General features: G+C 61.4%; 13 protein-coding genes. 4 read left to right on the top strand and 9 right to left on the bottom strand.

What is annotated here, in order from left to right; translation table 11 throughout:
- Positions 1–83: 83 nt before the first annotated feature.
- The 9 genes from ACEN42_RS31465 to catA form a co-directional block, all read right to left on the bottom strand.
- Positions 84–1,430 carry an MFS transporter gene (locus tag ACEN42_RS31465; RefSeq protein ID WP_371883540.1) on the bottom strand — a complete coding sequence of 449 codons (1,347 nt, stop codon included), beginning with the start codon at positions 1,428–1,430 and terminating at the stop codon, positions 84–86.
- Between the two features lie 254 nt (positions 1,431–1,684).
- Positions 1,685–3,226, bottom strand: coding sequence for a dynamin family protein (locus tag ACEN42_RS31460; RefSeq protein WP_371883539.1), 1,542 nt, complete (start codon positions 3,224–3,226; stop codon positions 1,685–1,687).
- Positions 3,223–4,473: a GTPase gene (locus ACEN42_RS31455; RefSeq protein WP_371883538.1), complete on the bottom strand. Its 1,251-nt coding sequence runs from the start codon at positions 4,471–4,473 to the stop codon at positions 3,223–3,225. The genes ACEN42_RS31460 and ACEN42_RS31455 overlap by 4 nt, the downstream gene beginning before the upstream one ends.
- Positions 4,470–4,877: a RidA family protein gene (locus ACEN42_RS31450; RefSeq protein WP_371883537.1), complete on the bottom strand. Its 408-nt coding sequence runs from the start codon at positions 4,875–4,877 to the stop codon at positions 4,470–4,472. Before ACEN42_RS31450 ends, ACEN42_RS31455 begins: the two co-directional genes overlap by 4 nt.
- A 30-nt stretch (positions 4,878–4,907) precedes the next feature.
- The gene (gene benD, locus ACEN42_RS31445) at positions 4,908–5,684 is read right to left on the bottom strand and encodes a benzoate diol dehydrogenase BenD (RefSeq protein WP_371883536.1); all 777 of its coding nucleotides are present in this window, start codon (positions 5,682–5,684) and stop codon (positions 4,908–4,910) included.
- Entirely contained in the window at positions 5,681–6,709 is a 1,029-nt protein-coding gene (benC, locus tag ACEN42_RS31440; protein WP_371883535.1) for a benzoate 1,2-dioxygenase electron transfer component BenC, read from the bottom strand. Before benC ends, benD begins: the two co-directional genes overlap by 4 nt.
- 35 nt (positions 6,710–6,744) lie before the next feature.
- Positions 6,745–7,233 carry a benzoate 1,2-dioxygenase small subunit gene (gene benB / locus ACEN42_RS31435; protein WP_238215226.1) on the bottom strand — a complete coding sequence of 163 codons (489 nt, stop codon included), beginning with the start codon at positions 7,231–7,233 and terminating at the stop codon, positions 6,745–6,747.
- Complete coding sequence (locus tag ACEN42_RS31430; protein WP_238215227.1) at positions 7,230–8,588, bottom strand: Rieske 2Fe-2S domain-containing protein; 1,359 nt, start codon at positions 8,586–8,588, stop codon at positions 7,230–7,232. Before ACEN42_RS31430 ends, benB begins: the two co-directional genes overlap by 4 nt.
- A 114-nt stretch (positions 8,589–8,702) precedes the next feature.
- Positions 8,703–9,638 carry a catechol 1,2-dioxygenase gene (catA, locus tag ACEN42_RS31425; RefSeq protein WP_187604451.1) on the bottom strand — a complete coding sequence of 312 codons (936 nt, stop codon included), beginning with the start codon at positions 9,636–9,638 and terminating at the stop codon, positions 8,703–8,705.
- 178 nt (positions 9,639–9,816) lie between these two features.
- Between catA and ACEN42_RS31420 the strand changes: the two genes are divergently transcribed.
- From ACEN42_RS31420 to ACEN42_RS31405, 4 genes are all read left to right on the top strand, one after another.
- Positions 9,817–10,737 carry a LysR family transcriptional regulator gene (locus ACEN42_RS31420; RefSeq protein WP_371883534.1) on the top strand — a complete coding sequence of 307 codons (921 nt, stop codon included), beginning with the start codon at positions 9,817–9,819 and terminating at the stop codon, positions 10,735–10,737.
- A 108-nt stretch (positions 10,738–10,845) separates the two neighbouring features.
- Entirely contained in the window at positions 10,846–11,970 is a 1,125-nt protein-coding gene (locus ACEN42_RS31415) for a muconate/chloromuconate family cycloisomerase (protein WP_371883533.1), read from the top strand.
- Positions 11,971–12,011: 41 nt separating this feature from the next.
- Entirely contained in the window at positions 12,012–12,290 is a 279-nt protein-coding gene (catC, locus tag ACEN42_RS31410) for a muconolactone Delta-isomerase (protein ID WP_035505070.1), read from the top strand.
- Positions 12,291–12,307: 17 nt separating this feature from the next.
- A complete protein-coding gene (locus ACEN42_RS31405; RefSeq protein WP_371883532.1) occupies positions 12,308–13,513 on the top strand; it encodes a benzoate/H(+) symporter BenE family transporter in 1,206 nt (401 codons plus the stop codon).

Genomic DNA, 13,513 nt, shown 5'->3' with positions numbered 1-13,513 from the left:
GCAACGCGGCGCCCCTTCCGAGCCACAGAAGCCCCGGCAGCCGAAACCTCGAAAGGAATGATTGCGGGGCGCGCGCAATTGCTTCAAACCGGATCGGCCTGCGCAGCGGGGATGGCGCCAGCTTTCCGCGGTGAACGGCGCGAATCGATCAGGCACACCGCCAGCATCGCGATGACGCCAGGAATGGCAATCGCGACGAAGTTCTGCTGAAGCGGCAACGCGCGGCTCACGAGAAAACCGATCACGATGGGCGCGAGAATCGCACCGCTGCGCCCGATGCCCGACGCCCAGCCGATGCCCGTCGATCGAATGGCCATCGGATAGAACTGGCCAGCGAACGCATAGGTGACGATCTGCGTGCCGATGGTCGATGCGCCCGCCAGACCGACGAGGAAAAACAGCACGCCGATCGGTACCTTCACGCCCAGCAGGCTGATGGAGATGGCCGCGAGCGCGTACATCGCGATGAGAACGTATTTGATGTTGAAGCGGTCGGCGAGCCATCCGCCGCCAATCGCACCGATCATCGCACCGAAGTTCAGAACGAGCACGAACGTGAGGGCCGAGCCGAGGCTATGTCCGGCGCTCGCCATAAGCTTTGTGAGCCATGAACTCAGCGCGTAGACCATGAAGAGGCACATGAAGAACGCGATCCACAACATGACCGTGCTCAACCCGCGACCTTCGGCAAAGAGTCGCGCGATCGTCGAGCCGGGGACGGCTTCGCGGTCGGAGAGCGAAAAGTTATCGTCTTGCTGCGGCACGTATGCGGGGTCGACGCGCGGAAGAAAGCGTTTCAGGTTATCCGCGCGATTGTTTCGAATCAGGAACGCAAGCGACTCGGGCATGTACTTCAGGATCACGGGTGCGAGCAGAGCCGGAAAGCCCGCGGCAATGAACACCGATTGCCAGCCGTAGCGCTCGATCATCGCCTTGCCGACGAGCGCCGCAAGCATGCCGCCGATGGAATATCCGCTGAACATCACCGTCACCATCGTGCTGCGGATCTTGCGCGGGGAATACTCCGTCATCTGCGCGACGACGTTCGGCATGACACCGCCGATGCCGAGTCCCGCGAGAAAACGCGCAATGCCGAAGATCACGGGGTCGCGTGTGAATCCCGCGGCGGCCGTGAATACGCTGAACAGGAGGAGACAAATCACGATTGCGGGCACCCGGCCGATTCTGTCGGCGATCGTTCCGAGGAACACCGCGCCGAGCATCATGCCGAGCAAGGCGGAACTCACCATGAATCCGGCGCTCGTCGGTTGAATGCCCATGTCGCTCATGATCGATGGAAGTGCGATTCCAACGACGGCGAGATCGTATCCATCGAAAATGATGATAAGCGCGCACCAGCAGAGAAGCAGCAAATGAAACTTCCTGAACCGGGCTTCGTCGCATAACTTTTGAACGTCGATATGACGCATGGTGTCTCCTTTAATGTAGGACTTGCTTTAATTCCGCGATTTTCTATTTCGATTGATTCGACGGCTCGATGCACGCGCGCGCGTTTACCTTGCCGCGTTCGAAGAGCAGCAAAGCAGAGGCTGGCTGATGAATTACCGCGCTGACGTTCTTATGGGTTAGTCGGCTCAGGATAGGCGAGCCGGTTATCCACCGTCCAATACCGAATTGGTGCCCGGCTATACCTTTCGGGAATGAAGAAGTTATCCGCTTTCGCTTAATTGAATTCGGCGCGAAGCCGGTCTTTCAGATCGAGCAGCTTCGTTTCATGTGTTTGGAAAACGTCCTGCAATCGCGCGGCCTGATCGATCAATCGTTCGATCGAAGCCTCGCATTGCGCGGCCGCGTTGCGGCAAAGGCGCGGGACGTGCTGACGAATCGCATTGCCCAGCGCGGCATGCAGGCGTTGATAGTCGATACCGGCGACGGTGTCATCGAACGCGGCATCGTCATCGAGGTGAATAACCGCGAGCGAGACGTCCGGTTCGACGACGTAATCATGAAGCCGCTCATTCGCCTCGCGCGAAAACGATTCGAAGATCGCCTGCGATAAGCGATCGACGATAGCTTTCACGTCGCGTGAGGACGAATGCGCATCGAGCAATGCCGGCAACGTCGGAGCGATGCTGCGCCACACGGCATTCGCGATCTGTTCCTGCTGCTGTTCGAGCGCCACGATAGCCGCATCCGATAACGCGCGCAGATTAGCAAGCAACGCGTACACGTCGCAGCACAATGCGCTCATCACGTTTTCTTCCAGATGATGCAGGAACATTTCGGCCTGCTTGCGCCGCTTATAAGCCAACGTCTCTTCGGCAATCGCCATCAATGCCGCGTAGAGCCTTTCGAATCCCGCATCGCTCATTGCCGCCTGTGTTTGTCGCTGCTCGCGCGCGAGATACGAAAAGATCGACACTGGCGTCTTCAGCAGACTAGTGGAAACGCCCATCGACACGAGTTTTTCTTCCGCGCGAATCTTTACGTCAGCCTCCTGCTCGGCGCGGTTCTCCGGCGTCTTGTTGCGCAGGCACTTGACGATTTCACCGTCTATCTCGTCTTCCTCGTACACGTCGCTACGCGTGACCACGGGCAGCAGCGGCTTGTTGCGATGCAGTTCGCGGCCGAGTTCATCCAGTTCCTGCACTTGTCCCGGCGATGTGGAACTCGTCAGCCATAACACGCCATCGGCGCTATCGGTGAAGCGTTGAGTGAGCGCCGCGTTTTCCGGCGTGACCGAATGCAATCCCGGCGTATCCACGAGAACCAGCTTTCCCGCGAGACGTACGCCTTGAAGTCGCGCGGTAGTTTCCGTCACGCCTTCCCTGAAGCGTTCCGGCGTCTCGACGATACGCCCCGCATCGAGATAGAAGTACTCCACCGTCTTGCCGTGCGCCGCGAATCGATCGGCGAGCAAATTGCAGAACGAGCTCTTGCCCGCGTTGAACTTGCCGAATACGAGCAGCAGAACTTTATCGTCGAAGGTTTCGGCGAGCGCCTGCGCGGGTTCGAGATGCGCCCATTGTTGCGACCAGGCCAGCATGCTTTTCTGCACTACCGCGTTGATCGTCTCCGCATGTTTCGCCAGCGCGCCCTGCTCGTTAAGCCCTGCGCATACGAGGCGGCTGGATTGCAGACTCGCGCCCAGTTGCGCGAGCCAGTCTTCCATCGAATGCAGAATGCGCCCGAGATCATGCGCGATGAATTCGAACGCATCGACATCGGCGATGAAGCGTTGCTCGTTGCTCGCGTCCGCTTTCATGTGGCGCCTTCCAGCGCGCGCAATGCATTCGATGCCTTGTTCAAGGCATCGATCATCGATTCGCTTTGCAAGATCCGCGCAGCCAATGCTTTCCTGTCCGCCGACAACTCGAAGTAATGGGCGAAGTCGCGCTGCATCCGTTCGCGGCCCGCATCCGTGCAGAACATCCTGCGCAAGTCCTTGCGAAATTTCACCGACACGCCCATGACCGCCACCATAACGGAATTGAGCGCGCGCGCCACCGTTTCCTGTTCCGATGGCAAGCCGATTACGCCATGCCCCGCGAGAAAGCTATCGATTGCGATACACGCACGCGAATAAGCGATCTGTATATGCGCGCGTTCGAGCTTGCCCGCGGTGATCGCATAAGCGTCCTTCGCGGTATCCGGCACTGAAGCGTGGTCCGTACCGAGCGCGTTCAGCATCGCGTCGATATCGCCGCTTACTTTGTCGATGACGCTTTTCAATCCATGATCGAAGTCCACGCGCTGTTGCCGCTGCGTCTGGCGCAAATCATCGAGCAACTTCTCCTGCGCGATCAGAAGCTGCGCCAGTTCCTCGCGGGTTTCGTCGAACAACAGCGCGGCTTCATGCGCGCGTGCTTCCGGCACGCGAGCGAGCGCGGCGTCGATCGTCGCGCGCAGCGAAGGCATGCCGCTCTTTTCGAGCATCAGCTTCTTGCCTTCGTCCCGCCCCTTTCGATAACGCGTCGACGATACAGCATTCAAATCGATGTCAGGCCATTGCGCACCGATCGCGTGGCTGACTTTCTGCAACTCTGCATCGTCGGCAAGCTGGTCCACTTGCGACAGCACGAAGAGCGTCTGACGTTTCGACCGCTCACCGTCAGCGCAGAGTTCGGCGAGCAAGGCCAGCTCCTTCGCGTCGAGTTCCCCTTCCTTCGCGGCATGCACGAACAGGCGGATATCCGCATGCAGCCACGCGGCGTGCAACGCGTGACGATCGTCTTCGGTGCCGACGTCCGCATCGAGGCCCGGTGCATCCAGCCAGCGCACACCCTGATGGACGCTGTCCGATAGCTTCACCGTCTCGCGTTTGTCCGCGACGGCAAACGTGTCCCGTCCGATCAACTCGTTAAGCAGACGGCTCTTGCCGTGGTTGTATTTGCCGATGACAGTGACGATCGGCTCGCCGTCCGCGAGCAGGATCGCGAGACGCGCCAGGTCGTCCGCGCGATCCGGCAGCACGGACACGACCTCATGCAATGCCCCGCCGCGCGCGTTCATTTCCCCGCTTCTGGCAAAACCGCGATCGCCTTGATTTCGACGATATAACCGGCCGCGCCACCGAGCATATGCGCACCGACAGCCGTCCACGCCGGAAGCGGATGCGTGTTGAGATAGCGCTCGCGCACCTGCATGAACAAGGGCAGATCGCGCATGTCGGTGTGGAAGGTGGTCACGTCGACGACATCGCTCAACGACGCGCCCGCCGTTTCCAGCACGAGCTTCAGATTCTCGAAGGCCTGCACGATCTGCGCTTCGCGGTCTTCGACCAGTTGCATCGCCGCATCGCGGCCGATCTGCCCGGACACGTAAATCGTGTTGCCTGCCCGGACTGCAGGCGCGTAGCGAATCTTCTCGTACACCGCTTCCATTCCCGGTGGAACGATAGCTTTGTGTTCACTCATGGCATGCGTCTCCTGCACACTCAACCGTTATCAACCGTTATCGCCGCCGGCGACCGGCAGCACCGCGCCCGTGATATAGCCCGCTTCGTCCGAAGCGAGGAACAGGATCGGCGCAACCTGCTCTTCGAGGGTGCCGTAGCGCTTGAAGAAGGTCGATTCGGTAACCTGCTTCACCGCTTCGCCCATCCAGATTTTTTCCTGCTCGCTGTCCCCGCTCGCGTTGCGCGGGACGCGTCGGGCAGGCGCTTCGGTTCCGCCGGGCGCTGCGGCAACCACGCGGATATTGTGTTCGCCGTATTCCATCGCCAATGCCTGCGTCATCGCGTTGACGCCGCCCTTCGCGGCCGAATACGGCACGCGTCGAATTCCGCGCGTGGCATTCGAAGACACATTCACGATGGTTCCACCGCCACGTTCGAGCAGATGCGGCAACACCGCGTGGCAGGCGTAGAGCGTAGGCATGAGCGAGCGTCGAATCTCGGCGTCGATCTGCGCGGGCTCGAACTCCGCATACGGGCGCATGCGGATCGCGCCGCCGACGCCGTTCACGAGAATATCGATGCCGCCGAACCTGCTCACCGCGAAAGCCATCGCGGATGCCGCGCCTTCATAGGTTTCGAGGTCGGCGATAAAGCCGGCAGTATCCGCGCTCTCCGCTTCGGCCGCCACTTCGGATACGAAATCCGCACGATCGACGAACAGCACTTTCGCGCCCTCGGCGGCCGCACGCAGCGCCACGCCGCGTCCGATGCCCTGCGCCGCGCCAGTCACGACCATCACCTTGCCGGCAAATCGTTGTGCGTTCATGCGGTCACCGGCGCGGCGTTGGGCGTGAATTTCTCGTAGTGGAAGCTGTTGGGCTTCACGCCGTTGTCGTCGAAGTGCTTGCGCACCGCATCGACCATCGGAGGCGGACCGCACAGGTACACATCGACATCGCCGTCGTTCAGCGATTCAGCCGGCATGTGCTGTGTCACCCAGCCCTTGCGCGGATGATTCGAATCCGCATCGGCGACGACGGTGCTGAACGTGAAGTTCGGCAGTTTCGCCGTGTAGGTTTCGATCGCTTCGACCTGCACCAGATCGAGGTCGCGCGTCACGCCATAGATCAGGTGAACCTTCTGCTGCGAGCCGGTGCGCGCGAGCACTTCGAGCATCGAGAGGAACGGCGCCAGGCCCGTGCCGCCCGCGAGGAACAAGAGCGGCCGCTCCACGGCGCGCAGATAGAAGCTGCCGAGCGGGCCGGTCAATTCGACCATGCTGCCCGCCTGTGCGGATTCGAGCCACGTGCTCATCACGCCGCCGGGAATCTTCTTGATGAGGAAGCTGATCTTCGTCTGACCCGGCGCGGACGAGAACGAATACGAGCGATGCTGGCCGCTGCCGGGCACATCGATATTCACGTACTGGCCCGGCAGGAAAACCGGTGCGGGTGTGGCGGCATCCACGTCCAGTTCGAGCACGACGGCGGCATCGTTATGCGGCTCGATCTTCGTGACCGCCGCGGCGAACTTGCTTTGCGCCGTCTTGCATGCCGTGGAAGACGCCGGGACCGCGATCACGCAATCGCTCGACGGCACCATCTGGCAGGTGAGCACGAGACCGCCTTCCTTCTCGTCGTCGGAGAGCGCGTCTTCGATGTAGTCGTCGCCGAGATCGTAGCTGCCGCTTTCGGCGCGGCACTTGCAGGTGCCGCACACGCCGTCGGAGCAATCCATCGGCAGATTGATCTTCGCGCGGAAAGCGGCGTCGAGCACCTTCTCGCCCGCCTTGCATTCGACGAACCGCGTGACGCCATCTTCGAAATTCAGTGCAATGTTGTAGCTGGACATGTTGCCTCCTACTTACTGTCTCATCACCGGGAGCATCAGACGTGGTAGACGTCGAGCACCTGACGGATATAGTCGTTCTTCAGCACAATTTTCTTGTGCGCGATCACCAGAATGTCGTCGACCTTGCGCAGCGTCACGAAGATCGTGCCGAAGAAATGATCGGTGATCTTGTAGCGATGACTCAGCGTGTCGAAGTTGTAGCGCACATCCACTTCGTTCTCGCGCTCGGCCAGCACTTCCACGTTGGTGACGTTATGGCTCGTGCGCGGCTCGGGCATCGATGCGCCGCTGCGCTCGGTCTTGATGCGGAACACGCGATCTTCGAGGCCGCCGCGATCCGGGTAATACATCAGCGAGATCTGGCTTTCGTGATCGTCGGTGATGCGGTCGTCGTCGTCCCACGCGGGCATCCAGTAGGTGACGTCTTCCGCGTAGCAGCCCAGCCATTCGTCCCACTGACGGTCATCGAGAAAACGTGCTTCGCGATACAGCGTCGCGCAGATTGTGTGGTAATCGAAGCTCATGCCAATGCCTCCGCTTGTTCCTTCTTCAGGGCGTCGCGCATCACGTTCACCCAGTATTCATGCTGCACGACGAAGAGGCCTTCGTCCTCGCTGCGTTCGCCCGAGATGAGCGGCTTGAGACCCATGTTCTTCGCGTTGTCGTCCGGACCGTGAACCCACAGCGGCGCACCGCGCGACAGGTCGTTCCACATCGCCGTGATGCCGGCATAACCCGACTGGCAGGCGCGGAACTCTTCGAGATCGTCGCTCGTGCCCATGCCCGAGACATTGAAGAAGTCTTCGTACTGACGAATGCGAATCGCGCGGTCCTCGGCGCTCTCGCCCTTCGGCGCGAAGCAGAAGATGCTGACTTCGGTCTTGTCGACACCCAGCGGGCGCACCACGCGAATCTGCGTGCTGAACTGATCCATCAGGAACACGTTCGGATAGAGGCACAGGTTGCGCGTCTGATTGACGATGAAGTCCGCCTTCTCTTCGCCCACGCGCGCCTTGATTTCCTCGCGATGCTGATAGACCGGGCGCACTTCCGGGTTCATCGTCTTGGTCCACAGCAGGATGTGCCCGTGATCGAAGCCATACACGCCCGCGACCGACTTGCTCCAGCTATTGGCATCGACGGCTTTCGTGCCTTCGACCTTGCGGCGGCCCATCGTCGCGGCGTAGTTCCAGTGCACGGTGCTGACGTGATAGCCGTCGCAGCCGTTCTCCATCTGCATCTTCCAGTTGCCGTCGTAGATGTACGAGGAATTGCCGCGCAATACTTCGAGGCCGTCCGGCGCCTGATCGACGATCTGATCGATGATGACCTTCGTCTCGCCGAGATAATCTTCGAGCGGCATCGAATCCGCGTTGAGGCTGCCGAACAGGAAGCCGCGATAGCTCTGGAAACGCGGCACTTTTCGCAGATCGTGCGAGCCGTGCGTATTGAACTGAATCGGATATTCGGTGGTCTTCTCGTCCTTCACCTTCAGCAGCTTGCCGGTATTGGAGAACGTCCAGCCGTGGAACGGGCACGTGAAGCTGCCCTTGTTGCCATGCTTGCGACGGCACAGCATCGCGCCCTTGTGTGCGCAGGCATTGATGACCGCGTGCAGTTCGCCGGTCTTGTCACGCGTGACGACCACGGGCTGGCGGCCGATCCACGTCGTGTAGTAATCGTTGTTGTTGGGAATCTGGCTTTCGTGCGCCAGATACACCCAGTTGCTCTCGAAGATGTGCTTCATCTCGAGTTCGTACAGATCGGCGTTGGTGAAGATATCGCGGCGGCAGCGGAATACACCGTTTTCCTTGTCGTCCTGAACGGCCGTTTGCAGCAGTTCGTCGAGCTGGCTGACTTTGTTGGTAATGGCGGACATGTGTGCTCTCCCTATGCGGCTCCGGTCATGGAGCGCTTGCATCGGTATCGAATGATTCTTGCGGAGTGTCGAGCGGCGACAGAACTGTCGCCGCTCCGGGCGCGTGCCGGGCGATTACGCCGTGGCGGATACGCGCGGGCGATGGACGAGCTGGTTGTCCTTGCCATGCAACAGCGGCGTCAACTGGATGTCGAACGCGATTTCCTTGTAAGCGTCGGTCTTGAGTCCCAGCGCCGTCCCGCCGGTCTTTTCGACGACGTGCGGCACCAGTTCCTCGCGGGTCGCGTAGGCGAAGTCATCCCAGATCAGCGGATCGCCTTCGATATTGATCTGCGTCGTCAGCTTGCGATGGTTCTCGCTCGTCGCGAAGAAGTGCACGTGCGCCGGACGATTGCCATGACGCGCGAGCGTGTTCAGCAACTGCTGCGTCGCGCCGTGCGGCGGGCAGCCGTAGCCCACGGGCATGAGCGTGCGGAATTCGTAGGTGCCGTCGGCGCCCGTCTTGACCGCGCCGCGCAGGTTGAAGTCGCTCTGCGCGCCGGTCGGGTCGAAGTGGGAATAGAAGCCCTTCGAGTTGGCGTGCCAGCATTCGACCACCGCATTCGCGACGGGCTTGCCGTCCGTGCCGGTGACCGTGCCGCGAATGATGAGCGGACCGGCATCTTCATCGGGATCGAGATCGATCTTCGACACGCCATCGCGCACCGGCGCACCGGCCACATACAGCGGGCCTTCGATGGTGCGCGGCGTGCCGCCGTGGATGTCCGCCTCGCGGTCCTCGGCATCCATGCGGATGTCCAGATACTTTTCCAGACCGAGGCCGGCGGCCAGCAGCGCCGCTTCGCCATCCTGACCCAGCTTGTTGAAGTAGGTGACGCCGGCCCAGATTTCATCGGGCGTCATATCGAGGTCGTCGATCGCCTTGAACAGGTCGCTCAACAGGCGATGCGTGATCTCCTTCGCGCGAGCACTGCCGTCCTGACTTCCGAGGTTGGCAGCAGCCTTCAGCAGGTCCTGCACTTCCTTCGTATCGAACACTTTGATGCTCATGTCTGCTCCTGAATCTCGCAATTTTATGGTGGGGGTTAACCCTTGCTTCAACACCGGTACGAATATGCTCGGAAGGTATGGTCGGGTGTTGAAACAGAGCGTGAAGGCAGGATAATGGACGCAAAGAAGGCCAGTCCAACACTGATTTAGTATTGGGCCATATCCAGGAGGTATAGAGATGGAGCTGCGGCATCTCCGCTATTTCGTAGCGGTGGCAGAAGAACGGAATTTCACGCGCGCCGCGCAGCGACTGCATATCGCCCAACCGCCTTTGAGCCGTCAGATACAGCAGCTCGAAGAGACGCTCGGCGTGCAGCTATTCGAACGCAACTCCCGGCCGCTGAAGCTCACGGAGACGGGCAAGTTCTTCTATTCGCACGCGGTGCAACTGCTCGCGCAGACCGCCGAGCTGGAATCGATGACGCGTCGCGTAGGCAATATCGAACGCAGCCTTTCGGTGGGTTTCGTGGGCTCGACCCTATATGGGATGCTGCCGAAGATCATCCGGCGCTTTCGCGACGAGAACGCCACCGTCGAACTCAGTCTGCACGAAATGTCGACGATGGACCAGATCCGCGCGCTCAAGGACGGCCGCATCGACGTGGGTTTCGGCCGCATTCGTCATGAGGATGCGAATATCCGCCGCGTGATTCTGCGCGAGGAGCAGATGATCGTCGCGCTTCCCGTCGGTCATGCGCTCTCGCTCGGCAAGCCCATTCTCTCGCTTCGCGACCTGACCAACGAAACCCTCATCATTTTCCCGAAGGCGCCGCGCCCCAGTTACGCGGATCAGGTGCTCGCGGCCTTCCAGGACCGCGCGCTCGCGCCGCGCAAGATCTACGAAGTGCGCGAGTTGCAGATCGCGCTGGGTCTGGTCGCGGCGGGCGAAGGCGTTTCCGTCGTGCCGAGCAGCGTCAATGGCCTCAAGCGCGACGACGTGATCTACCGGGAACTCGACGACCCGACGCTCACCTCCCCCGTCATCATGAGCATGCGCGCGCTCGACGAATCGCGCGACATCAAGGAAATGCTCGAACTCGTCTACCGGCTGTACGAGGAGGAGCACATCAGCTATACGCCGCGCACCGATCGCGGGTGATGACGCGCGTCATACCTTCGGGGTATGGCACTAGACGTCAACGGTGTTGGACAGGCGGCAAATGGGCGGGCAATACTGCAGCAACCCTTCCTTTCCGACATTCCAGGTATGAACGCCCAAATCACATCCGTCGAAGCGATTCTGGTTGACCTCCCGACCATTCGCGCGCATCAACTCGCAATGGCGACGATGCAGCAGCAAACCCTCGTCATCGTCCGTCTGCGCACGAGCGACGGCATCGAGGGCCTTGGCGAAGCCACGACGATCGGCGGCTTGTCTTACGGCGATGAAAGTCCCGAGGGCATCAAGCTGACCATCGATACTTACCTCGCGCCCGCGCTCGTCGGACAGGATGCGACCAATATCAACGGCGCGATGCTCAGGCTGAACAAGATCGCGCGCGGCAACCGCTTCGCCAAGTCCGCGATCGAAACGGCGCTGCTCGACGCGCAGGGCAAGCGCCTGGGCGTGCCGGTGTCCGAGTTGCTCGGCGGCGCGGTCCGCAAGACGCTGCCCGTGCTCTGGACGCTCGCGAGCGGCGATACCCAGCGCGATATCGAAGAAGCCGAAATGCTGCTGGCCGAACGCCGCCACAACACGTTCAAGCTGAAGATCGGCCGGCGCGGCGTTCGCGACGATGTCGCGCATGTGTCGAAGATCAAGGCCGCGCTCGGCGACCGCGCCAAGGTCACCGTCGATGTGAACCAGGCCTGGAACGAAACCGATGCGGCGCTCGGCATCGAAGCGCTGGAAGCGGCGGGCATCGATCTCATCGAGCAGCCGACGCCGCGTGAGCAGCGCGGCGCGCTCGCACGGCTGTCGGCGCGCTTCATCGTGCCGATCATGGCCGACGAAGCGGTCACGGGACCGGAAGACGCGCTCGAACTCGTGCGTCATGCATGCGCCGACGTGTTCGCGCTGAAGATCGCGAAGTCGGGCGGCATCTACGGAATGATGCGCACGGCCGCCATCGCCGATGCGGCGGGTGTGTCGCTCTACGGCGGCACGATGCTCGAAGGCAGCATCGGTTCGATTGCATCGGCGCATGGTTTCAGCGCGCTGCCGCAGCTCGCGTGGGGCACCGAACTGTTCGGGCCGCTGCTCTTGAAGGACGACATCGTCACGGCACGGCCGCAGTATCGCGACTTCGATCTGCACATGCCGGAGGGATCGGGCCTCGGTCTTCAGATCGATGAAGAAAAGCTCGCGTTCTATCGCCGCGACAAGCACTGAACGCTCAGAACGCTCACACTCAACACCTGATCGAGGACACTATGCTTTATCTCGTAAGAATGGACGTACATCTGCCGCACGACATGCCCGCCGCGAAGGCCGATGAAATCAAGGCGCGCGAGAAGGAATACTCGCAGGAGCTGCAACGGCAAGGGAAATGGCAGCAGTTGCATCGTGTCGTCGGCGAGTATGCGAACTACAGCGTCTTCGATGTCGATTCGCACGATGAACTGCACACCATCCTTTCGGGCCTGCCCTTGTTTCCCTATATGACGATGAAGGTCACGGCGCTCGCGCGTCATCCTTCGTCCATCCGCTGACACGGCAAAAGGATTTCATGAAGCGAGACCCGGAACCCGGTCTGATGTCGGCCGCGCCGAAAGGCAGCGGGTCCGTGGCGGCGGTGAGCGCCGGGCTGCTTGCCGTCATCATCTCGTATGCCGGGCCGCTCGCGATCTTCTTTCAGGCCGCGCACGCGGCGCATGTCGGCAACGACGTGCTCGCGTCGTGGGTCTGGTCCATTTCGATGGGCGCGGCCGTCTCGGGCATCGCATTGAGCTGGTGGCTGAAGCAGCCGATCATCACGGCGTGGTCCGCGCCCGGCACGGCCTTGCTGGTCACGCTGTTCCCCGGCATGCCGGTGAGCGAGGCGATCGGCGCGTATATCGTCGCGGGTGCGTGCATCTTCGCGCTCGGCGTGTCGAGATGGTTCGACCAGATCGTCAAGCGCATACCGAAAGGCATCGCTTGCGCGATGATGGCCGGCATACTCTTTCAGTTCGGCACGAACGTGTTCAAGTCGGTGGCCGTCACGCCGTGGCTCGCGCTCGGGATGGTCGCGAGCTTCCTCGTCTTCCGCCGATGGGCGCCGCGCTACTGCCTCATTCTGGTTCTGCTCTCCGGTGGCGCGCTCGCCGTGGCGCTCGGCCTGACGAATTTTTCGTCGGTCAGCTTTCATCTCACGCGCCCCGTGTTCACGATGCCGACGTGGACCTGGCAATCGACCGTGAGTCTCGCGGTCCCGCTCGTCATCGTCAGCCTGACGGGTCAGTTCCTGCCCGGCTTCGCGATCCTGCGAGCCTCCGGCTATCACACGCCGACGCGGCCCGTGCTCCTCACGACGAGCCTCGCGTCGATGCTGGTCGCGTTCTCGGGCGGCATCACGATCGTCATCGCGGCGATCACGGCGGCGCTGTGCACCGGACCCGATGCGCATCGCGATCCTAAGCGCCGCTATATCGCGGGCATCGCGAACGGACTTTTCTATCTCGTGGGCGGATGTTTCGCCGGAACGGTCGTGATGCTGTTCGCCGCGCTGCCCAATGCATTCGTCGCCGTGCTCGCCGGCCTCGCGCTGCTCGGCGCGATCGTGGCGAACGTCGTCGGGCTGGTGCAGGACGAGGCGCATCGCGAAGCATCGTTTATCACGTTCATCGCTACGGCGTCCAACATGAGTTTTCTGGGGCTGGGTTCCGCGTTCTGGGGGATCGTGTTCGGCACGCTCGCCCATCTGATTCTCGGACGGACGAAGCACACGCGCTGA

This window comes from Caballeronia sp. S22 (assembly GCF_964261745.1).
GTDB lineage: Bacteria > Pseudomonadota > Gammaproteobacteria > Burkholderiales > Burkholderiaceae > Caballeronia > Caballeronia jiangsuensis.
This window is presented reverse-complemented; position numbering and strand designations above follow the sequence as displayed.